We start from the raw sequence: 23,701 nt of genomic DNA, 5'->3' as shown, positions 1-23,701 counted from the left end.
AACACTTACTGATTAGGGCTTGGTGCAGGCTCTTCGCCTTCCGTGACGGGCACAGTCTCGACGACACTTATCGTCCGATCGCCGAGAAGCACGCGCGCTCTTTCACGTATCCGATTGATCAACCCCGGCCTCGCCGGTTTTTCGAGCTCTGGACGAAACGTGACCTCCAAAGTCGTTGGTGCAGCCGGCACCTCGCCCTCAGCTTCGGGGGCTTTCCAATCGATGCTCACAAGGTCGGGAAATAACTGTTTCGTGTCCTCCAGGAACCGCCTTCGCGGGTCCGAGATCATGCTCATCGAATGGAGATCGCCTAGGAGTTCGGTAATGGTCGCATCCTGATCATCCACGCGTGCCTGCAAGAGCTTCATACTTTCCGCAAGGTTCGTCTCGACGTCCAGATTCAAACGTTTGAACTCGTCCGGCGAGACATTCAATTGGACCGGTCGGAACGTCAGGTCACCGGGTGGATAGGTATTGAGCACCTGCTGCAGCCGTTGCCGTTCGGAATCTTCAACCTTCCGCCCAACGATATAAACCTTCAGGAATTTCGATCCATCCGTCTCGTCCAGAGCCCATTGAAGCACTTGCCTCTCATCGGTGCGGCACTCGGTATCGATGAACCTTTCGACGGATTTTCGGATCCTGACGTCCTGGATCACCTTTGCGAAAATGAAAGCGCTTGGGATCATCGTCAAAACTACAAAGCCCACGACGAAACGTTTTACCTGGGCATCGGTCTGCCCATCCGGGGTCTCGACCCGTGGAAATCGAAGGAGCATCGAAACCAGATAAGTCGCAAGCGAGATGAAAACAGCGTTGATGAAGAACAGATAAAACGCCCCGAAAAATACGGGCGAGTTCAGGTTGGCAATTCCAAATCCAGTTGTACAAAGCGGCGGCATCAACGCGGTCGCGATCGCAACGCCCGGGATCGCATTCGTCTTGTTTCGCCTCGAACCCGCGACGATACCGGCAACCCCGCCGAAAAACGCGACACCGACATCGAGAAGAGTCGGCATTGTCCTCGCATTCAGTTCAGGCGTCAGCTGGCTGAAGGGTGAGATCCAAAAGTAGATAGCACTGGTCGCAAGCCCCAATAAGACCGCGATCGAGAGATTCTTCAGCGAATTTCGAAGCAGCCGCCGGTCAAAGATCGCTATGGAAAGGCCGACCCCGAGAATAGGTGACATCAGGGGCGAAATAAGCATCGCCCCGATGATGACTGCAACTGAATTCACATCGAGCCCGATCGAGGCCAGGATCGCCGAGCAGACGAGCATCCAGACGTTCGCCCCGCGAAGCCGAACCCCCTCTTTGATCTCGTCGATCGTCCCTTCAACGTCGGTCCCACGCCAGAGGCCGAACAAACGTATCAACGACCTATTTGTGCTCGAAATTGAACTCATTGATCGCTCATCAACTCCGTCCTGAAAAGACCAATGTTCCCGTTTCTGACCGTCTCGCCGATAAAGAATATCTTCTTGCCCTTAAATAATTCTGTTGGTGAAAGTTTCATTGAACTAAAAACTGGTCAACTTCTTCAATCAATGGCGGCTCTTGGGCGGCAACGTCGATGATGAAATCGAGCCCGGCGATTTGATAATGGGTGTACTTCATATCGGGTTGTTCCTGATACCAGTCAATGATCAAATGAGAGTCGATATGGTCGAGGAATCTTGACTTGGCAAAAGTTCTATACAGTCCGCCGTCGAATACCTCGGCATCGTCCCAGGCGATACAACTCTCCTCCACTACTTGATAAATCAGGAACCGCTTAAATGTAGCCCGGTATTTTTGGCACGTTTCATCGGTGACGATCGGGTTCAGACCAGTTAGAGCTACTTCGTGTTCCGTTCCCTCATTAAATTTCATTTCCTCAGTCTTATCTTTATCCACGCGCGCCTCGCTGAAAAAGACGACTAACTCCTGGTCGCCAACCTGAGCTATGTGGCTGACATACAGTCCGTAATGCTGATTAATTCGATCTATTACGCTCATCCTGCTCGTTTCTAGTCCGTCACGTTACATAACCCGATCACCGGTTGATGAAGCATCGTTATCTCGGCGTTTCGGCCCATATACGAGCGGGCCATTGCGATCGCTTCGGTCAAATTATCCGCGCGTTCCCAGCCGAGCATTTCCGGCACGTGGGCGTTTTCGGCTCCGGCGACTATCACCTTGCCGACGTGCTGGCGGCCGTTTTCGCCCCAGTACCACATAAAGAAAGGATGAGCACCATGGTAAGCATTGCCGCGGCGATACATCTCGACGTATGCCGGATTGGTCGCAAATTCGCGTTCGTATTTCTCGCGAAGGTAAAACGCGTCGCGCGATTCGGGCAGCAGCCGATGGAAAAACTCGATATACGACGGGTGGAAATTGTGGTCAAATTCGTCAAAGCACGGATGCGTTATCACCATCACGCCGCCTTTTCTCAGCAGCGGCTTGTTGCGGTACATATTGAAGTGATAGCCAAGCGCCATCACCTGCACAAGCAGCGGATTGAGTGCCGAATAGACGTTATAGGGCGAGATGTCCGGGATGCCCGTGATCATGATGTCGCACTGGCCCTTTACCGGTATTTCATATTGCCGATAGTTGAGTTCGAGTATCTTGTCGTGCACCGGTTCGGTCCGCCCCGCGTAGCAGCCGATCAGCTCATACGCCGCCGGTATCGCGTGGAGCATTTTTCGCCGAGCCGATCGCGGCAGCGGCGAAAATGTCCGGGCCATCGCCTCCCATTTCATCCGGTCCATGAACGAGAACTCATCTTCGTTCCGCGTCAGGATGTCGTAGCCTTCGGGGAACATCCGATTGTTGAGCGCGGTTTCGATGTGAAACACCTTGCAGTTTTCATCCACCAATTTGCCGAGCCTTACAACCTTGTGGTTCAGCTCCGAGGCCGGCGGGTCCATATAAGAATGTGAATCGCGGATGGTCTGCGGTTCGTGATGAGCTCGAAGCGATTTATAATCGCAAAGGCCGACCGCCACCGACTTATGCCCGCCGTCCATCGGCACCAGATTGATGTTTAGATAGATCAATACATCGCTCTCGATAGCGCGTTTGTTCACCCGCAGCGGTTCGTTGTGCCGCGTGTGGCCGATAGTGACGAGATTGTCGTCATCCTCTGCGTCGTGGTTGTAGTAGCGGTCAGGATAAAATTCATCGTGTATCTTCTGTCCTACCATCCGCTTCATTTCCCACTCGGTCATCTTTCGGTGGAGCGAATTCGCGATGATCAGATGCACGTCATCGACGCCGTTCGCACCGCACATATCGAGTACGACCTCGAGCATCGTCTGCCGCAGGTCGGGCGTCGCCATCGGCGGCAGCGGCAGCGAAATGTCGTCCATCGCTATCGTTACCCGCATTCCCGGCTCGAGCAGCGCGTAAAGCGGCTCCATATCGATCGGGTGGTTCACCGCGTAACGGATCGCCGCCTCGCGGTTCGGCAAGCCCTTGATCGGCGGATTCGGATAAATGACCCGCGTCCCGACCGGTATGTCCTCAAGGATAAAATCCTCGCCAAACGGCATGATCCGCGGCGCCGAGTCCTTGTCAATGTACACGATGGATTCGTGCGTTTTGCGTCGTAATTGCAATGCCATAGCTATTTAAGGTCCAATACCGCCCAATCGTGCTGTCTCGCTGTCTGCTTCAATCTAAAGTCGGGGCAGACGGCGACCGGATGCCCGACGATCGATAACATCGGCAGGTCGGAAATGCTGTCCGAATAGGCGTATGATTCGCTCAGGTTGATGTTGTTCTTCTCGGCATATTCGCGTATCCATTTTGCCTTTGTGGCGGACGCCATAACGGGCGGCAGGACGCGGCCGGTCGCGTAGCCGTTGACGAATTCGAGCCGATTCGCGACGTAATCATCGATGCCGAGATGCTGCATCAATTTGTCGATGGTGAAATCGAGAGCTCCCGTCAGCACGACCTGTCGCTGGCCGATCTTTTTGCCTTGAGCAATGAGGTCATACGTACCCGGAAACACAGCAGGCTTAAGCACATCCTCAAAAAGCTCCTCCGAGAAATAACGCAGCCGGTCCTGCGACCAGCCTTCGTAACTGCGGAAAAACACTTCGTTAAAGACGTTTCGCGAATAAAGGTCGGTCACGCCGAAGAACGGCAGCTTTGCCAGCGTGCTGACGCTCGCTTTCGCCGTCTGCCAAAGCCCCTGCTGCCGCGTCGAATAAAACGCCAGCGTGTGGACGAGGTTCGTGCTGACCAGCGTACCCTCGAGATCGTAAAATGCCGCGGCTTGTCCGTTTTTGTTCATATCACGCGTGTGCTATGCTTTTCTCGCCGAAATTCATCGTCGTATTTTTCGCACGATGGACAAGATTCTAGCACCGAAAGCGATCTAATTACAGCCGAAAAGCAAGCAGCTGGCAAACTTTTCGCAAATTGTAATTACATTGTATCTACACAATATGCGTCGCGCGATATTCCCAGGCTCATTTGACCCGCTGACGAACGGACATTTGGACATCATCCGCCGTTCGGCACCGCTTTTTGATGAGATGATCGTCGCCGTGCTGAATAATCCGGAAAAGAAGCCGATGTTCACCGTCGAAGAGCGATGCGAAATGATCCGCGAAGTGCTGCCGACGGTAAATACAGCGGGCTGCACGATGTTGGTCGAAAGTTTTTCAGGACTGACCGCGGAATTTGCAAAGAGCAGAAATGCGACGGCGATAGTACGCGGTATTCGTGCCGTTGCCGACTACGAATACGAACTCCGAATGGCCCTGATGAACCGCCGTTTGGAACCGACCATCGAAACGGTCTTCCTTATGGCCGGCGAAGAATTCAGCTACGTCTCATCGACGCTGATGAAGCAGGTATTCGAACTCGGCGGCCGCGTCGACGGACTGATCCCGGAACTCGTTGAATCCAGAATGAGATCGAAATCAAACGGACGATGAAAACCTGAAGATCCGTAACTTCTTTCAGTTTGCGGGATCTCGTCTCTGTGCTCTCTGGGCTCTCTGTGCTCTCTGTGGCAAAATCTTCCTATGACCTTCCCGGTTTCCAAACACGTCGCCGCAATGAAGGGCTCGTCCACGCTTATCGCCGCACAGATGGCGGCTGAGATGCGTGCAAGTGGTGTTGACGTTATCGATCTGTCGGTCGGCGAACCGGACTTTGATACGCCGGATTTTATAAAGGCCTATGCATCTGAGGGCCTTGCAAAAGGATTAACGAAATACACCGCGACCGCGGGGCTTGCTGAGTTCAGGAATGCGATCGTTGATTTCTATACGGCAAGATTCGGCTCGCAATTGAGCCAAACCGAGATCGCCGCGGCGTGCGGAGGCAAACAGGCTCTTTTCAACGCGGCGTGCACGCTGCTCGATCCGGGCGACGAGGTTCTGATCCCGAAACCATATTGGGTCACTTTTCCTGAGATCACCGCATTCTGCGAAGCAAAAAGCGTTTTTATTGAAACAGAGGAAACCGGATTTGTTCTGACCGCCGAACAGGTACGGAATTCTATCTCCGCACGGACCAAGCTGCTGATCATCAACTCGCCGAATAACCCTTCGGGCCGCGTCATACCGCCGGGCGAAATGAAAAAGATCCTCGAGGTCTGCGCCGAAAGCGGCGTTTATGTGCTGACGGATGAATGTTATCTATTCTTCGCGTATCCGCCGGCGGAACCATTCTCGCTCGCATGCCTTCCGCCGGAATTGCGAAATTTCGTCTGCGTCGCAGGGAGTTTTTCAAAAACGTACGCGATGACCGGTTGGCGCATCGGCTACACCATCGCCAATGAAGAATGGACGAAAGCGATGGTCAAATTGCAGAGCCACTCTGCAACGCACCCGACGTCGTTCGTCCAATACGCATGTGCCAAAGCTCTGCAGAACTCAGACGCGACCATCGCCGCCGTCAACGCTATGACGAGCGAATATGAAAGCCGCCGCAACTGGTTCGTTCCCGCACTTAACGGCGTTCGCGGCTTCAAATGCCCGATGCCTGAAGGCGCGTTCTATGCTTTCGTAGATGTCCGTGAATTGCTCAGTGATAGATTTGCAGATTCCTCGGCAGTCGCCGAAGCATTGCTGAAAGAGGCTCATATCGTCGTTACCGACGGAGCAGGTTTCGGAGCGGACGGCTGGCTGCGGTTCTCGTATGCTACGTCGATGGAGAATCTCCACCGTGCTGTCGCAGCGATGAAGAGCATCTTCGGCGAAAACTAACCGCCGGTCATCATCAGGCCGATCTCTTCGGCGGATGTTACTTTCGGGTCGACCTCACCGACGATCTCGCCTTCGCGGATAACGAGCAGCCGGTCGGCGAGGGCAGTCACCTCTTCCAACTCAGCAGATACAAGCAAAACAGCCGCACCGCTGTCGCGAAGTTCAATGAGCTTTCGATGTATGAATTCGATAGCGCCGATATCGACGCCGCGTGTCGGCTGGGAAACAAGAAGGAGTTTTGGGTTTAGTTCAAATTCCCTACCGATGATCAGCTTTTGCTGATTGCCGCCTGAGAGCGATCTCGCAGCAAGTGTTGGATCCGGCGGACGAACGTCAAAATTATCAATTATCCCGCCGACGCGTTTTTCAACCGCTGCAGTATTTATAACGCCGGCTGCCGACGCCATCGGCGGGCGGTAATGAACGCCTAGAATGGCATTTTCTGCCAGATCGGAATTGAGCAGCAGGCCGCGGCGATGCCGGTCCTCAGGAATATGGGCGACGCCGAGTTCTTTCAGTTCGCGTGCGGATGCTCGTGTTACGTCCTTGCCGTTCAGCGAGATCGTGCCCGACGCGGGACGCGTCAAACCCGCAAGGGCCTCGACGAGTTCCGTTTGGCCGTTGCCTTCGATCCCGGCAACGCCGACGATCTCTCCGGCACGAACCGAGAACGACACATTCTTGACCGCAAGGCCAAACTTCCCTCTCACATCCAGCCCGCTCACCGTTAATACATCAGCCGCCGGAACTGCATCGGTTTTCTCGACGCGAAGCAGGACATCACGCCCGACGATCATTCGTGCGAGTTCTTTGGCGTTCGTCTCGCTCGTCTTCACATTGCCTACCGTTTTTCCATCGCGCATCACGGTTACTTCGTCCGATATAGCCAATACTTCGTCCAGCTTGTGCGTGATGATGACGATGGTCTTGCCCTGATCTTTCATTCGGCGAAGTATGCCGAAAAACTCTTCGACCTCCTGCGGTGAAAGTACAGCCGTAGGCTCGTCAAGAATGAGCAGGTCAGCATTGCGGTAGAGAGCTTTCAGCAATTCAACACGCTGCTGCTGGCCGACCGAAAGGTCCTCGATCACAGCTCGAGGATCGATCTCGAGCTTCAGTTCGTCGGAGAGCTTCTTGATATCTACGTTGGCTTTTTCAAGATCGAGACTTGCGGTGGTGCCGGTCTCGGCGCCGAGAATGATGTTCTCAGCGACCGTCATAGTATCGACGAGCATAAAATGCTGATGCACCATGCCGATACCTAGAGCGATGGCGTCGTGCGGATTGCGGATGATCACTCGCTGCCCGTCCAAAAATATCTCGCCCGAATCCGCCGTGTAAAAACCATACACGATCTTCATCGCGGTAGATTTGCCGGCACCGTTCTCGCCCACAATGGCGTGGATAGTGCCTTTGTGCACCGTTATCGACACATTGTCATTAGCAACCGTGTCGCCGAAAGTCTTTCTGATATTCTTGATTTCCAGCATGCTTAATTCGCCATTGCGTCGGTCACCTTGATCTCGCCGGCGATGATCTTGGTTCGGGCAGCCTCTGTTTTCTCAATTACGTCTGCCGGGATCAGGCCGTCATTGTGTTCATCCATCGCATAGGCGACGCCGTCCTTGTCGAGGCCGAAGACGTGAAAACCGCCCTGAAAACGCCCTTCGAGCACCTCTTTGACGACGTCGTAAACTGCATTATCGACGCGCTTGACCATTGAGGTCAGCACGAATCCGGGTTTTACAGCATTCTGATTTGAGTCAACGCCGATAACGAATTTATTCGCCTCGCCCTGAGCGTTTCGGCCGTATTGCTCGACCGCATCAAATGCCCCCAGGCCCGAATTCCCCGCCGCGGTGAAGATAATATCGGCTCCTTTTTCGATCTGTGCTAGGGAAAGTTCTTTGCCCTTGCCGGGATTGTTCCAAGCATGATCCGTTACGCCGACGTAGTTGATTATCACCTTCGCGTTCGGATTTACGGACTTCGCCCCTTCTTCGTAGCCTTTTGCAAAACGGTGGATCAATGGAATATCCATGCCGCCGATAAAGCCGAGCGTCCCGGTCTTTGACTTGGAGGCTGCGATCATTCCGACCAGATAAGAGCCTTCGTGCTCGTGGAAAACAAGCGATGCGACGTTCTGCAGCGGCGTTTTGCCGTCTTTATCGAAAATTACGCCGTCAACGATGGCGAATCTGATGTTCGGATAATCGACGGCCACCTTTTGCATGATCGGGCCTTGGGCAAAGCCGACGCCGATGATGAGATCAAAATTCTTTTCGGCAAATGCACGCATCGCCGGCTCGATGGACGTCGGATTGCCGGGCTCAACGTCATAAAGGCAGATCGGCAGATCGCGTTCAGCACGCTGCACGCCTTCCCACGCCGCGGCGTTGAAAGAACGGTCGTTCTTTCCGCCGATGTCAAAGACGATGCCAACGCGAATACTGCAGCCGTCGCGGCGGGCGTCGGTCCTTTCAGCACACGAAGAAAGCAGCAATGACGCGGCCGCGGCAAAGATCAAAATTATCGAAGCACGAAATTTCATAGGACCTTAGACCCGCGCTCTGATGAGCTTCGGAATTCGAGGAGGCGTTTTCGATATCTTATACGCATTTCTGAGTTTTTCGCTAATCAGATCGGCCTGCTCTTTTGTGCGACAGTAGATAACGCCTATCTCGCCGCCGCGTTTGACGGCGTCGCCGATCTTCAGTTCTGATTCGAAACCGACCGCGTGATCGACGCCGTCCTCTGCCTTGACTCGTCCGCCGCCAATGTCGCAGACAGCTCTGCCAACTGAGAACGTATCGACCTCGGCAAGATAACCGGATTCTCTTGCAGTAACCTGGATCTTTTTCAACTTTGCGTTTATCAGGCCTTCAGGACGGTCGCATATCCGCGGATCGCCGTCCTGCAATTCAATGTTTCGGCGGAACAGATCTAGAGCTCTGCCTGAATTCAGTGTTTCCTGCAGCATCCTTTCTGCATCTCGCCGTTTTGCCGCAATGCCGCACTGTACCAGCATATTCGCCGACAATTGCATCGAGAGATCTAACGTCGGATGCATTGCTTCATCCGCCTCGCCTCGCAGGATCTTCACACATTCGTAAACCTCAAGAGCATTACCCACAAACCGGCCGAGCGGCTGGCCCATGTCCGTGATGATGGCCTCTGTGTTCACGCCGAATGAACGGCCTGTCTCGCAGAGAGCGGCCGCAAGTTTCACCGAATCTTTATATTCGCGAATGAACGCCCCGGAGCCGGTCTTTACGTCAAGCACCAAAGCGTCGAGTCCCTCGGCAAGCTTTTTCGACATGATCGAGGCCACTATCAGCGGAATGTAAGGCACTGTCGCAGTCGCGTCGCGAAGAGCATAGAGTTTTTTGTCCGCGGGAGCGATCTGCTTTGTCTGACCAATAAGGCCGAAACCGCAATCCTTCATCACGCGTTTGAGCCGCGAAAAAGAGAGATTGACGTTATAACCGGGAATTGATTCGAGTTTGTCCAGCGTCCCGCCTGTATGGCCGAGCCCGCGTCCCGAGACCATGGGCACCGCTGCGCCGCACGCCGCAACAAGCGGTGCGATGACGAGCGATGTCTTGTCGCCGACGCCGCCCGTTGAGTGTTTGTCGGCCTTCGGTTTCTCGATCTCGGATAGGTCCATGACCTCACCGGAATACAGCATCGCACGCGTGATAGAGTTCTGTTCCGACACACTCAGCCCACGCGTGAACATCGCCATAACAAGCGCAGTGATCTGATAGTCCGCCCACGCACCTGTGGTTACGCCGGCGATGAAGCTCTCGATCTGGGCGTCGTTCAACTCGCTGCCGTCGCGTTTTACTGCAATTATCTCTTGTGGACGCATTTGGTTGACTTCAGTAAATAGTGATAAGTGAAAAATCGACTGTTCACTTGTCACTTGTCACCTAATTCCCTGTTACAAGCACTACTGCCTGTGCTCTTATCGCTCGCCGTTCACCGACTGCATCAACCTTTTCGCCGGTCTTTGCTTTGATGCTGACGCCGTCGATATCAATATCGAGAGCCGCCGCGATATTTCCGCGCATCTGTTCGATGTGCGGGCGAAGCTTTGGCGATTCGAGGTCGATGACGCAGTCGAGATTTACGACCAAGTATCCATTTTCACTTATCAATTTGTTCGCGTGCCGCAAAAAGGTCAGGCTGTCTGCTCCTTTCCATCTTTCGTCGCTATCAGGAAAATGCTGCCCGATGTCGCCGAGAGCGAGCGAGCCGAGAACCGCGTCAGTTATCGCGTGAAGCAGCACATCGGCATCAGAATGCCCCACCGCCCCAACATCTGACTGTATCTCGACGCCGCCGATGATCAGCGGCCGGCCGGCTTCGAGCCTGTGAATGTCCGTTCCGAATCCGATCCTGATCATATTGTGCCTGAAGTGAGGACAGCCTCGGCAAAGAGAATGTCCTCAGGATGCGTGACCTTGATATTCCGCGAACTGCCTTCGACTATCGTGATCGGATGGCCGAGCTTTTCGACCAGATAGCATTCGTCGGTAACACGATCATCGAGTTCGATGTTCTCAAACGCTTTTCGCAATACCTCAACGTGAAAAGCCTGCGGCGTAAGCGCCCTACGAAGCTGCGTCCTGTTCAAAGTCGCTGTTATCTCGTTGCCGCGGATCGATTTTATCGTATCGGACACGGCCGCGACGAGGCATGCTGCCCCGGTTCGCTCTGCGGCCCTTACCGTTTTTGCGATCTCGTCAACCGTTACCAAAGGGCGTGCTCCGTCGTGAACTGCAACGACCCGAGATGCCGCGTCGACGGCGTCCAGGCCATTTCGAACTGATCGAGCACGGGTTTCGCCGCCGTGGACGATCTTTAAGCCCGGAAGATCCAACGGCATTTCGGCAAAAACCCGTTCGCCGTCTTCCGAAAGCACAAGCACGATCTCATCGATCGCATCACATTCTGTGAAACGCTCTAACGTGCGCGCTATCAATGGTTTTCCGAGGATCGGGACGAACTGTTTTGGTATTTCTGAGCCGAATCTTTGGCCTGAGCCTGCGGCGACGATGATCGCAGAATTCATTACATTCAGCAGTTGTTGTTGCTAATCGATCTCTTCGATGATCGTTGCCTGCCGGAGTTCCCGCGTCGCCCGCCGAAAGCCGACAGAGCGGGAATCATGAATGGAAAATGTGGATTCGGTATTGCCGTTCGCTTCCTCTTTGTCTTCCCACAGCTTGCCGAAGATCATCTTGCCCGCGGTCGTCTGGAGCACGCTGGTTACGGCGATATCGGCAGTTTTTCCGATCAAACGGCGAGCGTCGTCAACCACGACCATCGTTCCGTCGTCCAGATAAGCCACGCCTTGGTTGAATTCCTTTCCCTCTTTCAAGATATAGACCCGCATCGCCTCGCCGGGCAGAACGACCGGTTTCAATGCATTGGCGAGTTCGTTGATATTGAGAACATCGACACCGCGAAGCTGGGCTACCTTGTTCAGATTGAAATCATTGGTAACAATAACGGCGTCAAGCTGCTGACCGAGTTCGATAAGCTTTAGATCGACCTCTTTAACCGCCGGAAAGTCTGTCTCAACGATCTGAATATCGAGTTTGGTGTTATTCCGGAGCCGCTGCAGCATATCGAGACCGCGTCGGCCGCGTTGGCGTTTTGAGGAATCGGCAGAATCAGCGACCTGCTGAAGTTCAGTCAGGATGAAATTCGGGATTATTATCGAACCGCCCAAAAATCCTGTTTCCGCGACATCGGCTATGCGGCCGTCGATAATGACCGAGGTATCAAGCAGCTTGTAGTCGCGTTTTAGATTCTTGTCACTGAAAACACCGCCGAGAGCCGAAAGGTCGATATAGTCGCCTTTTGCGGCACCGACCATCAGCCCGACGTAGCCCATGAAAAAAGCCAGAGCGATGGTCAAGAACGTCTGCATCTCAGCAGAAACGGCAGCTTCCTTTTGAATTGAGATCAAAACGCCGATCAAAAACGCCCCGACGATACCGAGAATGGAGCCGACCGCGGCTCCGATCAGCGTCTTGAGGCTCGCACGGCGAACACGCATCTCAAAGCCTATGATCAGCATTCCGACGACGAAACCGAGTATTGCAGAAAGGATCCTCCGCGTCTCATCGTTCGTGATCGCCTCCATCCCGAAACGATGCGTCCGCTCGAACGGATTGAGCAAATAGCCGAGCAGAACCAGCAGCCCGACAAATGCTATCCGAAGTATGAGAACATCAACCTTCATGCCTCGCAAATTCTAGCATGAAAACGGATTTTCGGGTTAATGCTCTTTAAAGAGCGCCGGCAGTGCAGAAAACCGCGGCAGTGTTGTATGCTTTTTGCTGTCAATGGCAAAACAGCCCTCAACTATTTTTGCGTGTCAAAACTGCGGCGCACAGTCACGGAAATGGCTCGGTCAATGTACCGAATGCGGCGAGTGGAATACGCTCGTCGAAGAGACGTACCGGCCGCCGTCCAAACTGGCTTTGCCGCCGGGAATCGCCCCGTTTGCGGCGTCTCCCGTGTCATATTCTGACGTCGAACCGCAGGACGACAGCCGCGTATCATCGGGGATCGACGAATTTGACCGCGTTCTCGGCGGCGGCATCGTCGCAGGCTCGCTCGTGCTGATAGGCGGTGCTCCGGGAATCGGAAAATCCACTATCGTAATGCAAATGGCGGACAAACTTGGCCGCAACGGCACACGAGTTCTTTACGTTACAGGCGAAGAAAGCGAAAAACAGGTGAAAATGCGAGGCGAAAGGCTCGGTGTCGAGGCGTCGAACCTGTTCTTGCTTCCGGAAACAAACCTGAATGCGATCCTTGCCGAGACCGACAAACTTAAGCCGGATTTCCTCATAATTGACTCGATCCAAACGGTTTACAGCGACCAGATCGAATCGTCGCCCGGCAGCGTATCTCAGGTTCGCGATGCCGCGGCAAAGATGATGATGTTCGCCAAACGCACCGCGACGCCGGTCTTTTTGACAGGCCACGTCACGAAAGAAGGCTCGATCGCCGGGCCGAAAACACTCGAGCATATAGTCGATACGGTGCTTTATTTCGAAGGCGACCGCCATCACAATCACCGCGTGATCCGCGCCGCGAAGAACCGCTTTGGCGCAGCGAATGAGATAGGCGTTTTTGAGATGACGGGAACAGGACTGAAACCGGTTGCCAATCCGTCAGAGATGTTCCTGCAGGAGCGGCCGGAAAATGCCACGGGCTCGGTCGTAACTGCCTGTATGGAGGGCACGCGTCCGCTTCTCGTTGAGGTTCAGGCACTCGTAAGCAGTACGAAATTCGGCTCGGGGCGACGCATGGCGCAGGGGTTTGATCAGAACCGCACATCGCTCCTGATCGCGGTTCTTGAGAAAAAGCTCGGATTGCACCTTTCCGGCGAGGATGTTTTCATCAACGTCGCGGGCGGAATTGAGATAGACGAGCCCGCAGCAGACCTTGGAGTGGCGGCGGCGATAATGTCGAGCTTTCGCAATCAGCCTGTTCCCGCTGACACCGTGGTTTTTGGCGAGATCGGGCTGACCGGTGAGGTTCGCGGCGTCCTTCAGGCAGAAGCACGCGCCCGCGAAGCTCAGGCCCTTGGGTTCAAGAAGCTAATTCTTCCCGAATCAAACAAAAAAGGCCTGGAGAAACTCCTCGGCCTGCGCGTAATCGGCGTTCGTAGTCTTGATGACGCCGTCTCCGAGTTATTCTAGTGGTCAATCAGCCGACATTATCCTTTCGAGTATCAGGTCACGTTTGCGGCGGATCTCTGTAATACGGGGCGTTGGATCGTCTCCGACGAATGTCGGCGGCACGGTGAAAGGATCGATCTGTAGCGGAACGCCTTCTGCGTCGAGCTTTGATTCGATGATCTTTGATATCAATTCTTGCTCGAAACGCGTCACGTCGAGGAATTTGACCCCGATGCCTGCGTGTTCGAATCGATAAAGTGCCTTGCACCACAGCGGCAGAAAATTCTTGTTTGGCAGTTCGATCTCTATGCGGAACTCGTCGCCGACATAGATATTCTCTTCCCAGCCTGTAAAGCAGCCGCCGATGCTGATCTGTTCCAGGCGCGTCGGCTGGCGAACACCCGACTGAAACTGAATGACAGCCGGAATGTCGAGCGAGAACCTGATATGGCGACGCTGATTTATTGACATTGATCTAAACTGCGCAAGAATGCGGCCGAAGGCTTTTCCGATTCTAACGGCAAAAGGCCTTCGACCGCAATAGAATTATTCTCAATATCGGTTAGTTCGCCGCTGCGTCCGCGTTCGAACAATGCTCATTGAAAGCCGCAACGAGCGATTCTGCGACCGTTGCGGGCATACGGCCTTCGAGGTCGCGGCGTTCAAACATCTTGACAAGCTGGCCGTCCTTCAACAATGCGATCGCCGGCGAAGACGGAGCATAGCCCGTGAAATATTCGCGAGCTTTTTCGGTGGCGTCGATATCGGCGCCCGCGAATACCGTTACGCATCGGCTCGGCTTAGCATTTGCCTGCTGCAGGGCCATCGCGATGCCGGGGCGAACACCGCCCGCGGCGCAGCCGCAGACCGAATTTACCACGACCATCAGCGTGCCATCGGTGTTCTTCACCGCTTCATCTACTTGTTCCGGTGTGCGAGTCTCCTCAACTCCGAGCTGAACAAGCTCCTGTCGCATCCCGTGTATCATCATTTCCGGATAAGGCATATTTTATTTCCCCTGTTTGTTAAAAAATGTAAGTGCAAAAGGCCGTGTTGAAACCTGACCTTTTTTTCAAGTATTAAATATTGGAAAAGTTTAGTCAATTTCGGCGAGTCGTCCGACATTGTGTTTGCCCTATCCGATGTCTTTAATTAGAATCTCAGTTGGATAACCGAAAAAGCATTAAATGGCGGTCGAAATAGAAAAAAAATATCGTATCGACAAGCGAAAACTTGTCGAGCTGACCGCGAAACTCGAGGAACTCGGAGCAGAGTTCGACTACGAGAATTTTGAGGAAAATTATCTGCACCGCGGCGGCGTACTGGATGAACGCGGTGCAGTTCTACGCCTGAGAAAGACCAACCGCCGCACGACTCTCACTTATAAGGAGAAGCTCGGCTTCGAAAAGGATTTCAAACATCAGATCGAATTCGAGACCGATATTACGGACGTTGATGCTACCGAGAGCATAATTCAAAAGCTGGGCTACAAACTTGCCATCGTTTACGAAAAGCACCGAAAGGCATGGCGTTTGGGACAGGTTGAGGTCGTTCTGGACGAACTTCCTTTCGGCTATTACATGGAGATCGAAGGCGAAATGGACGAGATCACAAAAGCTGAAAAATTGCTCGATGCCGAAGATCTGCAGACCGAAGCCCGCGGTTATCCGCGGTTGACGGCAAAATACGGAAAAGAAAAGAACGGTGTGTTCGAATCGCGTTTCGTAAAGAAGAACGTAACGTCAGGATAGATCATCATCGCCTACAAAAAATATCTGCGAATTCGGTTTTCTCGAAGTGCGTGCCGCGACCTTTGTGTAGCTCCCGTCTGAATGCAGCAAGCTGCAGTTGACGGCGTCTTTCAGATACGCATCAAGGAACTTATCACGAATATAGGCCTTGATGTCGGCGTCGAGCACCGGTGCCATCACTTCCACTCGTCGGTCGTAGCTGCGGTTCATCATGTCGGCACTGGAGATATAAACCTCATCATTCGCTCCGCCCCCGTTCGCAAAATAGAAAACGCGGCTGTGTTCCAGAAACCTGCCAACGATCGACCTCACGCGTATATTTTCTGATAGACCCGCGATGCCCGGCCGCAGCGAACAGATGCCGCGAATTATCATATCGATCTCGACGCCTGCCTTTGACGCTTCATATAATTCGTTGATCACTTCGACGTCGGTGATCGCGTTCGCTTTGATTATGATGCGGGCTTCCTTCTTTGCAAGCTTGTTTTTCTTTTCGCGACGGATCAGTGCGATCAGCCGTTCGCGGAGATTCAGAGGCGCCACAACTAGACGTTTATAGTTGTTCTGCTGCGAATAGCCGGTGAGGAAATTGAACAGACTTGTCGCATCTTCGCCGATCTCATCCTCAGAGGTAAGCAATCCCAGATCGGTATAGAGCTTCGCGGTGGTCGGATTGTAGTTGCCCGTCGCGACGTGAACGTATCGCACAAGACGGTCCTTCTCTTTTCGGACGACAAGGAGTACTTTCGAATGCGTTTTTAGGGTGCTGATACCGTAAACGACGTGGACGCCCTCCTTTTCGAGACGGCGTGCCCACTCAATATTGTTCTCTTCGTCAAAGCGGGCCTTCAATTCGACCAATGCCGTTACCTGTTTTCCTCGTCGGCTTGCGTCCATCAGCGAGGCGACGATCGGCGAATCCTTGCCCGTACGGTAAAGACAGATCTTGATGGCTTGGACATCCGGATCTTCGGCTGCTTCCGAAATAAAATCAGTGACCGTTGAGAACGACGTATAAGGATGATGCAGCAGGACGTCCTGTTTTCGAACGACGTCGAAAATACTTTCGCTCTTTTGGAACGGGGCCGGAATGACGGGATGTATCGGCCTGTCCTTCAGCCGCGGCCTTCGAAGCGAATAAAGCTGCATCAGGTCGGGAATATCCACAAACCCTTCGACCTTTTCCACGTCTGCATTTGCCAATCCTATGCCCGAAGTCAATAGCCGCACCATTTTGTCCGGCATCTTCGCCTCGACCTCAAGCCTTACAGGAAAACGGTCGCGACGTCGCTGCAGTTCGCGTTCGAGCGTTCGCAACAGATCGCCTGCCTCGTCTTCTCGAAGCTCAATATCAGCATCACGCGTTACACGGAAAAGGAACGCGTCGCTGACCTTCATATTCGGGAAAAGCTCTTTTGCGTTTGCGGCTATGACCTCATCGATCAATGCATAACGACCCCGCTTTTCGTTGATCGGTATCAGACGGGGTGCTGACGGCGGCAGCTTGATGCGAGTAAAGCGACGCTGTCGGAAAAGATGGCGGAGATTTGCCTGAGTCGATGCGCGGTCGGGCTCAACGTAAAGTCCGATATTGAGGCTCAAATTTGAGATGTAAGGGAACGGATGACTCGAATCGACCGATTGCGGCGTCAGTATCGGGAAAAGATTGTTGTGAAAATACTTATCGAGGAGCTTCTTTTCCTTTACAGGCAGCGAAGCATACGACTCGATGGTTATGCCTTCATCGGCAAGCTGAGGTAGTATCTCGTCGTTCAGCAAAGCCGTTTGGCGCTTACGCATCGGCCGCAGCTTTTTGTAGATCTGATCCAACTGCTCCGACGCCGTCAGCCCGTCGGGCGACAGATCGTCAACACCTTCGGCGATCTGCTCCTTCAAGCCCGAAACACGTATCATGAAGAATTCGTCAAGATTCGTTGAAAAGATAGAGAGGAATTTCAGACGTTCAAGCAGCGGATTACTCTTGTCCGCAGCCTCGTCCAAAACGCGGCGGTTGAATTCCAACCAGCTAAGCTCACGGTTGAAGTAAAGCGGCCCGGGATCGGCCGGAACCGGCCTGGCGGCTATTTCAGCCGTAGCCGCGGTCTTGCCATTTCGTGAACCGGAAAGCGTCATATCGAACTTTCAAGTATAGAAAATGGCAAATTCGCGGCAAAGTTTTTCGATGTTAACTTTTTTCCGTGCGTATGGTGACGGTGCGCGGATCGTCTCCATCGCCGGAGATAGAGATATCAAGAACCTGACGTCTCGGGCTGAATGAACCGAGCTTTTCCGCCCACTCGATGATGACGACGGCATCTTCATTCTCTAATATTTCCTCGAGCCCGACCACATCTGCGGCGCCGTTTTCGAGCCGCCACAGATCTATGTGGTAAACAGCGAACCGATCAGTCTCGTAGAGATTTACCAGCGTGAAACTTGGACTCGAAACCTCATCAACGTCGTAGCCGAGTCCGCTCAGAATTCCCTTCGTCAGCAGCGTCTTGCCGGCGCCGAGTCCGCCATGCAGATAGATGACCTCGCCGCCGCTCAGCGCATTGCCCAGTTCCTCGCCGAATGAAAACGTTTCCTCCGGCGTTCGGCATATTTTTTCCGTATTCGTTTTTTCTTCGGCCGCCGTCATTCGAATTGTGCAAATACATCAACAAGGCATTCGCGAACGTCGGACGCTGTCATCACGCGTTTGCCGAATTTCTTTTCCGCGACGTCACCGGCCATTCCTGCGATGTAAACCGCCGCGATTATCGTTTCGAATATATCTATTTTCATTCTCACCGCCTGAGCAACAAATCCGGCCACTATTCCTGCAAGCGTATCGCCGTTCCCCGCCTTTCCAAGGCCTGAATTCCCTGTCGGATTGACTACGACTCGTCCATCCGGCGAGCCGATCAGAACACGCTCGCCTTTCAAAACGAGTATCACACCGTTTTTGCTCGCAAAGTCGCGCACCGCTGACACCCGATCCCTTATCTCGTCTCTATCATCTGTCCCGAGCAGCCGTAGGAACTCACCCTCATGCGGCGTCAGGATCAGGTCAGGACCGCCTGCGTCAGCGGGCGGCAATTTTGCCGACGCGGGCGACAACATAGTCAGCGCACTCGCATCAACTATCGTCGGCTTTGTCCTATTTTCGATCAACCCGCAGATGATCTCACCGACCGCCGCATCTTCAGTGTCCAAACCGCAGCCGACCGCGACCGCATCCGAACGCTCGATATGCGCCGCAAATTCGTCCGGGTCGACCGTCGTCAATATCACCTCCGGCAGCAGCCGCGATGCGATCTCAGCCTTGGCATCCGCGGGAGACGCGAGTGTTACCATTCCGGCTCCCGACCGCATCGCCGCATTCGCCGCCAAAACAGCCGCACCCGAATAATCCGGCGACCCCGCAACGATCAGCGAATGTCCGCGTTTGTTCTTGTATGAATCCGCGGAGAACTCCGTCCGCTTGAGCCAATTCGCCGCGTCGCTTTGTTCCGCCAAATAAAGCTGCGATGGCTGCTCATCAATTAGTTCTTGCGGGGAACCGATATTTTCAACAAAAAGCTCACCATTTAGGCGGAACGCCGTCGGCAGGATATTCGCAGGTTTTGGAGCAGTGAACGAGACGGTCACATCGGCGGCAAAGCTTTCGCCGATCGGTTCAGACGAATCAGAATCCAAGCCGCTTGGAATGTCGATGGAAACAAACAGCGGACGATCTTCATCGGTCAAGAGGTTCTTGTATTGTTTCGCGAGCACCGCCAGCTCGCCTTCCAGCGGCCGCGTTAATCCGGTGCCGAAGACCGCATCGACGACCACGTCCGGGCCAAGAAAAGGATCTAGCCTGTCAAAGAATGCGCGATGGGTTCCGACCTCTGCAAAGCAGACGGTCGGGACGAACGGCTCGGATCGGTTTTCGTGCAGCCTTCGTAGCAAGCGCAGATTCTCCGCTGCATCACCGCGAACCTCGTCATCCGGAAACATCATGCAGACCGTAACGTTTGCCCCTTGATTCCAAAGGATCCTCGAAAGTGCAAAGCCATCGCCGCCGTTGTTGCCTTTGCCGCAGAGCACAAGGATCGATCTCCCTTCCACCGAGCCGCAGAGCTTGTCGGTGATTACGCGTGCGACGGCGTGGGCGGCGTTTTCCATCAGGATGATGGACGGGATGCCGTAGCGTTCGGTCGTCAGCCGATCGGCCTCGCGCATCTCTGCCGCTGTCAGCACTTTCTGCATCTCTTCAATTTATCACAAGAATTTGCCGGCCAAATACACAGAAGCCGGGGCTTTCACCCCGGCTAAATGTTTGCCACTGTGCTCTATCGCGCTTTTCTTCCGTTCATTATAGGAAACGGCAATTGCAGCCCTGCTTCCACAAATAAGATGGTGATCCCGGCTGGATTCTAACCAGCGACCTTCCGCTTAGGAGGCGGACGCTCTATACAGCTGAGCTACGGGACCATTCGAATTCGGATTTTGAGTTTCAGATCGCGGATTGTCAAGGCCTAGCTGTCGTAATGGAGCAGCGATCTGATATCGTAGCCTTCGAATTTATTGCGTCCGTTCAAGAAGTCGAGTTCGACCGCAAAACGCAATCCTGCGACAGTACCGCCTACGCTTTCTACCAGGTCGCAAACCGCACGTGCGGTACCGCCTGTCGCCAGCAGATCATCAACGATCAGCACACGATGGCCTTCGCCGACGGCATCCTTGTGCATCTCGAGCGTGTCCTGGCCGTATTCGAGATCGTACGAGACCGAGACCTTTTCTGCCGGCAATTTCTTCGGCTTGCGGACCGGAATGAAACCCAAACCCATCTTATACGCAAGCGGCACGCCGAAGATAAATCCACGCGATTCGATACCGATGATGGTGTCGATACCAAGGCCCTCGCAGCTTTCGTGCAAGGCGTCGATCGCCTGACGCAGCCCGTCCGGGTCGAGGAGCAGCGTCGTAATGTCGTAGAAATTAATGCCCGGCTTCGGAAAATCGGGAACTTCCCTGATGAGTGCTTTCAAATTGTCCATATCTATCGTTCGATCCTAAATGTTGAAAATAAACCGGTTGGCTCGACCACAACCTCTTCGATGCCGTCCACCCGCGAATGGGACGGTCCCGCTGCGAGGTCCATTTTGAACTTTTCGACAAGTTCTGCGGGACCTTCGGCAAGAGCTTCGACGCGTCCGTCAGCGAGGTTTCTGACGTAGCCTTTGACCTGATAACGTGCCGATGCCCGCTGGGCGAAATACCGAAAACCGACTCCCTGTACAAGTCCGCTGATCAGGAAACGGCGGGCGGTGATCTTCGGTTCGAAAATTGCAGGCAGCATTTTGTTACTCACAAGATTTTGCAGTCTCAGCCGCGATTCTGCAAATCTGACCCGCTTTTCGATTTACAAACTCACGGACTAGTGCCAATATTACTGTGATGTCGAGACTGGTTTTGATCGTCGGGCTTCTGTTGAGCGTTGCCGTTTCGGCGAGTTCGCAGCAGCGTCCGCTTTTAACAGACGATATCGACATCACACCGCCTGGTTCATTGGAAATATCTGCCGGCGTCGACTTCTTTCAAAGGTCCAAATTTCCCCTTTCCGGCATCAACGGCGATCTGACACGTGTGGGCGACATCCGCGTGAAAACAGGTCTCGCACCTAACGTCGAGATACAGATCGAGGGCACGCTGCAGAATTTCGTGTCGATCAATTCCATGGGGCCGTCGGCGATACCGCTCACCGTGACCGGAAACTCAACGAACGACTGGGATGATTTTGTCATCTCCGCAAAGGTCAAACTTCGCAATGAGACGCGTTACGTTCCCGCTATCGGCATGAAATTCGGCTATCAAATGCCAAACACCGACCAGGCAAAGGGCATCGGTACCAATCAGATCAACATCTTCTCCAAGATCATTCTGCAAAAGCGTTTCGCCCGACGCGCGAACTATTCGCGTTTTACCTTGTTCGGCAACGTGGGCCTCGGCATCATGACCGCACCGCTCGAACGGTTTACGCAGAACGACGTGTTTTTGTACGGCGTCGCCGGAAACTATCGCGTCAACGACCGCGTCAGTATCGTCGGTGAGGTCAACGGCCGGGCAAATATGCGAAGCGGAGGGGCACCTTTAGGCACGGAAAGCCTCAGCCAATTGCGTATCGGCACTCAGATACGGGCGTCGGGATTGCGGTTTGATACGGCGGGAATTATCGGCTTGACCAAGCAAAGTCCGCAGTCGGGTTTCACATTCGGTGTGACCTATGTAACGCCCGTCATCCTGAAGCCCGCTAACTAGATCAAATTCCGATCGGTGAATGTCCATGCCCCAGCATCGGGGCATCTTTTATTGCGTTCGTAACGAACTCTTTCGCGGTCCTGACGGCATCTTCGACAGAATGCCCCAACGCCAAATTCGCCGTGATGGCGGCAGAAAGCACACAACCCGTTCCGTGAGTTGCAGTGGTTTCGATGAATTCAGCATCGAAGGCCTGTGTTCCGGCTTGTGAGAATAAATGATCACGTGCAACGCCGCTGTCGACATCCCTTTTGATGCGATGGCCGCCTTTGATCAGCACGTATGGAACGCCCGTTTCCAGCAACGCGGCAGCTGCACGATCAAGGTCGGATGCGGTCTCGATGCTCATTCCAGTGATGCGTTCCGCCTCTGCAAGATTCGGCGTAGCAATTAGCGCCAAAGGGAATAGCTCAGCTACAAGTGCCCGCAACGCCTCGTCGCCGATCAGATCGAAGCCTGAGGTCGAGCGGACGACAGGATCGATCACGAAATTCTTAACATTTCTCCGTCTGACCAGATCCGCGACCGTGTTGATGATCTCAGCCGTCGGCAGCATACCGGTCTTCATAGCGGCAATTTCGTAATCGTCAAAAACCGCATCGGCCTGTTGCCGAACGCTTTCAGCGGACAGGTTTTCTGCACCAAAAACGCCGGTTGTGTTCTGAAACGTCACTGACGTGATGACCATCGACGGAAAACAGCCGAACCGCGAGAATGCACGCACATCAGCTACGACGCCCGCACCCCCTGACGGATCGAGTCCCGCAATGGTCATGCAAACCGGAGGTTTTCCAACTATCTGGCTCATTACCTTAATACTTCAACGACGCGTGCTATGTTCTCTGCTGTCGAAAAACATCTGATCCCGGCAACGCCTGCAGCGCCGGCTTCGGTCGCATCTTTTGCGTTCGATATATCGATCCCGCCCAGAGCGATGACCGGAAAGCCCGACGCTTTTTCGCACGCTTCCTTCAATTTTTCGATGCCTGCTGTCGTCTTCCCCGGCGTATCAAAAACAGGGCCGAATACAACAAGGTCAGCTCCCTGCTCGTCGGCTCGCAGCACCTCATCGATACTATGCGTCGAAACCGCGATCAGCAGTTCGCCGCCGAAAGCTTCGCGAACATCGGCCGCGGAGAATGATCGCGACGTCAAATGCACGCCGTCCGCACCCGCGGCGACAGCAATGTCAGCACGCTCATTGACCAGGACCTTTAGGCCGGAGCCTGCGACAACCCGGACGGCATCCCTTACGAGTTCAAGGAGCCTCGCTGCGGACAATTGCTTCTCGCGGATCTGAAAGTGCGTGGCACCGTTCGACGCTGCTGCTGCGGCATGTTCGAGTATTCGATGTCGGTGAGGTCCAAACTCGGCATCGCAAGCTGTACCGTCAGTAATAACGTAGATGTATCGGTTCGAAGACATCAATTACCGCGTTCGAGCATTTCCACGCTTTCACGGAACTTGATTATCTCGCGGACGGCTATGAACACGTTGAAGATACCGAGCCCCGTTACTCCGCCGCGGAACCATGTTGAGGTCACGGCACGCTGCACCTCGGGAACCCCGATCAGATCGGTAAGAAATATCAAAATGTAGTTATTCGCCCAACTGCCGAAAAGTATGTCCCACGGTGCAAGGATCAGAAACGACCCCAACAGCAGACAAAGGATAATAAAAAAAATGACGGTCAGGCGTTCAACCATACCGTCAGAGTATAGAACTTTACTTTTACCGCAAA

Annotated in this window: 25 protein-coding genes and 1 tRNA gene; 5 read left to right on the top strand and 21 right to left on the bottom strand. The window is 53.8% G+C overall.

Annotated elements, in window-relative coordinates; genetic code table 11:
• Positions 1–5 precede the first annotated feature (5 nt).
• From IPM50_13370 to IPM50_13355, 4 genes are all read right to left on the bottom strand, one after another.
• Entirely contained in the window at positions 6–1,406 is a 1,401-nt protein-coding gene (locus tag IPM50_13370; protein QQS32629.1) for a DUF389 domain-containing protein, read from the bottom strand.
• Positions 1,407–1,512: 106 nt separating this feature from the next.
• Positions 1,513–1,998, bottom strand: a complete 486-nt coding sequence (locus tag IPM50_13365; protein QQS32628.1) for a hypothetical protein — start codon at positions 1,996–1,998, stop codon at positions 1,513–1,515.
• An 11-nt stretch (positions 1,999–2,009) separates the two neighbouring features.
• Positions 2,010–3,611 carry a DUF2088 domain-containing protein gene (locus tag IPM50_13360; protein ID QQS32627.1) on the bottom strand — a complete coding sequence of 534 codons (1,602 nt, stop codon included), beginning with the start codon at positions 3,609–3,611 and terminating at the stop codon, positions 2,010–2,012.
• 2 nt (positions 3,612–3,613) lie between these two features.
• The gene (locus tag IPM50_13355; GenBank protein ID QQS32626.1) at positions 3,614–4,288 is read right to left on the bottom strand and encodes an HAD-IB family hydrolase; all 675 of its coding nucleotides are present in this window, start codon (positions 4,286–4,288) and stop codon (positions 3,614–3,616) included.
• Between the two features lie 154 nt (positions 4,289–4,442).
• Between IPM50_13355 and coaD the strand changes: the two genes are divergently transcribed.
• Together coaD and IPM50_13345 are read left to right on the top strand one after the other, a co-directional pair.
• Entirely contained in the window at positions 4,443–4,937 is a 495-nt protein-coding gene (coaD, locus tag IPM50_13350; protein QQS32625.1) for a pantetheine-phosphate adenylyltransferase, read from the top strand.
• A 90-nt stretch (positions 4,938–5,027) separates the two neighbouring features.
• Positions 5,028–6,215 carry a pyridoxal phosphate-dependent aminotransferase gene (locus IPM50_13345; GenBank protein ID QQS32624.1) on the top strand — a complete coding sequence of 396 codons (1,188 nt, stop codon included), beginning with the start codon at positions 5,028–5,030 and terminating at the stop codon, positions 6,213–6,215.
• On the opposite strand, the gene IPM50_13340 is transcribed toward IPM50_13345, so the two are convergent.
• The 6 genes from IPM50_13340 to IPM50_13315 form a co-directional block, all read right to left on the bottom strand.
• A complete protein-coding gene (locus IPM50_13340) occupies positions 6,212–7,705 on the bottom strand; it encodes an ABC transporter ATP-binding protein (protein ID QQS32623.1) in 1,494 nt (497 codons plus the stop codon). The two genes, IPM50_13345 and IPM50_13340, sit on opposite strands and share 4 nt — an antisense overlap.
• Positions 7,706–7,707: 2 nt before the next feature.
• Entirely contained in the window at positions 7,708–8,766 is a 1,059-nt protein-coding gene (locus IPM50_13335) for a BMP family ABC transporter substrate-binding protein (GenBank protein ID QQS32622.1), read from the bottom strand.
• Between the two features lie 6 nt (positions 8,767–8,772).
• Positions 8,773–10,086, bottom strand: coding sequence for a thymidine phosphorylase (locus IPM50_13330; GenBank protein ID QQS32621.1), 1,314 nt, complete (start codon positions 10,084–10,086; stop codon positions 8,773–8,775).
• 61 nt (positions 10,087–10,147) lie between these two features.
• On the bottom strand, positions 10,148–10,624 hold the full coding sequence (locus tag IPM50_13325; GenBank protein ID QQS32620.1) for a 2-C-methyl-D-erythritol 2,4-cyclodiphosphate synthase: 477 nt from the start codon (positions 10,622–10,624) through the stop codon (positions 10,148–10,150).
• Complete coding sequence (gene ispD, locus IPM50_13320; GenBank protein ID QQS32619.1) at positions 10,621–11,292, bottom strand: 2-C-methyl-D-erythritol 4-phosphate cytidylyltransferase; 672 nt, start codon at positions 11,290–11,292, stop codon at positions 10,621–10,623. Before ispD ends, IPM50_13325 begins: the two co-directional genes overlap by 4 nt.
• Before the next feature lie 21 nt (positions 11,293–11,313).
• Positions 11,314–12,471: a TRAM domain-containing protein gene (locus IPM50_13315; protein ID QQS32618.1), complete on the bottom strand. Its 1,158-nt coding sequence runs from the start codon at positions 12,469–12,471 to the stop codon at positions 11,314–11,316.
• 103 nt (positions 12,472–12,574) lie between these two features.
• Here IPM50_13315 and radA point away from each other — a divergent pair, with 103 nt between their 5' ends.
• A complete protein-coding gene (radA, locus tag IPM50_13310) occupies positions 12,575–13,942 on the top strand; it encodes a DNA repair protein RadA (protein QQS32617.1) in 1,368 nt (455 codons plus the stop codon).
• 3 nt (positions 13,943–13,945) lie between these two features.
• Here the strand turns inward: radA and IPM50_13305 are convergent, their stop codons facing one another.
• The gene (locus IPM50_13305) at positions 13,946–14,392 is read right to left on the bottom strand and encodes a PilZ domain-containing protein (GenBank protein ID QQS32616.1); all 447 of its coding nucleotides are present in this window, start codon (positions 14,390–14,392) and stop codon (positions 13,946–13,948) included.
• Positions 14,393–14,483: 91 nt separating this feature from the next.
• On the bottom strand, positions 14,484–14,927 hold the full coding sequence (locus IPM50_13300) for a BrxA/BrxB family bacilliredoxin (protein QQS32615.1): 444 nt from the start codon (positions 14,925–14,927) through the stop codon (positions 14,484–14,486).
• A gap of 181 nt (positions 14,928–15,108) precedes the next feature.
• Here IPM50_13300 and IPM50_13295 point away from each other — a divergent pair, with 181 nt between their 5' ends.
• The gene (locus IPM50_13295) at positions 15,109–15,672 is read left to right on the top strand and encodes a class IV adenylate cyclase (protein QQS32614.1); all 564 of its coding nucleotides are present in this window, start codon (positions 15,109–15,111) and stop codon (positions 15,670–15,672) included.
• On the opposite strand, the gene ppk1 is transcribed toward IPM50_13295, so the two are convergent.
• From ppk1 to IPM50_13265, 6 genes are all read right to left on the bottom strand, one after another.
• Complete coding sequence (gene ppk1 / locus IPM50_13290) at positions 15,664–17,805, bottom strand: polyphosphate kinase 1 (protein ID QQS32613.1); 2,142 nt, start codon at positions 17,803–17,805, stop codon at positions 15,664–15,666. The genes IPM50_13295 and ppk1 overlap by 9 nt on opposite strands.
• A gap of 52 nt (positions 17,806–17,857) precedes the next feature.
• The gene (gene tsaE, locus IPM50_13285) at positions 17,858–18,313 is read right to left on the bottom strand and encodes a tRNA (adenosine(37)-N6)-threonylcarbamoyltransferase complex ATPase subunit type 1 TsaE (protein ID QQS32612.1); all 456 of its coding nucleotides are present in this window, start codon (positions 18,311–18,313) and stop codon (positions 17,858–17,860) included.
• Positions 18,310–19,908, bottom strand: a complete 1,599-nt coding sequence (locus IPM50_13280) for an NAD(P)H-hydrate dehydratase (protein ID QQS32611.1) — start codon at positions 19,906–19,908, stop codon at positions 18,310–18,312. Before IPM50_13280 ends, tsaE begins: the two co-directional genes overlap by 4 nt.
• Positions 19,909–20,056: 148 nt before the next feature.
• Positions 20,057–20,133 (bottom strand) — tRNA-Arg (locus IPM50_13275).
• 44 nt (positions 20,134–20,177) lie between these two features.
• A complete protein-coding gene (locus IPM50_13270; GenBank protein QQS32610.1) occupies positions 20,178–20,699 on the bottom strand; it encodes an adenine phosphoribosyltransferase in 522 nt (173 codons plus the stop codon).
• A gap of 2 nt (positions 20,700–20,701) precedes the next feature.
• The gene (locus tag IPM50_13265; GenBank protein QQS32609.1) at positions 20,702–21,001 is read right to left on the bottom strand and encodes an acylphosphatase; all 300 of its coding nucleotides are present in this window, start codon (positions 20,999–21,001) and stop codon (positions 20,702–20,704) included.
• Between the two features lie 98 nt (positions 21,002–21,099).
• Between IPM50_13265 and IPM50_13260 the strand changes: the two genes are divergently transcribed.
• Complete coding sequence (locus tag IPM50_13260; protein ID QQS32608.1) at positions 21,100–21,960, top strand: hypothetical protein; 861 nt, start codon at positions 21,100–21,102, stop codon at positions 21,958–21,960.
• Between the two features lies 1 nt (position 21,961).
• On the opposite strand, the gene thiD is transcribed toward IPM50_13260, so the two are convergent.
• From thiD to IPM50_13245, 3 genes are read right to left on the bottom strand one after another with little or no spacing between them, the layout of a single operon-like run.
• Complete coding sequence (gene thiD / locus IPM50_13255; protein QQS32607.1) at positions 21,962–22,768, bottom strand: bifunctional hydroxymethylpyrimidine kinase/phosphomethylpyrimidine kinase; 807 nt, start codon at positions 22,766–22,768, stop codon at positions 21,962–21,964.
• Entirely contained in the window at positions 22,768–23,385 is a 618-nt protein-coding gene (locus IPM50_13250) for a thiamine phosphate synthase (GenBank protein ID QQS32606.1), read from the bottom strand. Before IPM50_13250 ends, thiD begins: the two co-directional genes overlap by 1 nt.
• On the bottom strand, positions 23,385–23,666 hold the full coding sequence (locus IPM50_13245; protein QQS32605.1) for a hypothetical protein: 282 nt from the start codon (positions 23,664–23,666) through the stop codon (positions 23,385–23,387). Before IPM50_13245 ends, IPM50_13250 begins: the two co-directional genes overlap by 1 nt.
• Positions 23,667–23,701 lie beyond the last annotated feature (35 nt).

Source organism: Acidobacteriota bacterium (assembly GCA_016700075.1).
GTDB lineage: Bacteria > Acidobacteriota > Blastocatellia > Pyrinomonadales > Pyrinomonadaceae > OLB17.
The sequence above is the reverse complement of the archived record's forward strand: the minus strand, read 5'-3'. Positions and strand labels throughout refer to the sequence as shown.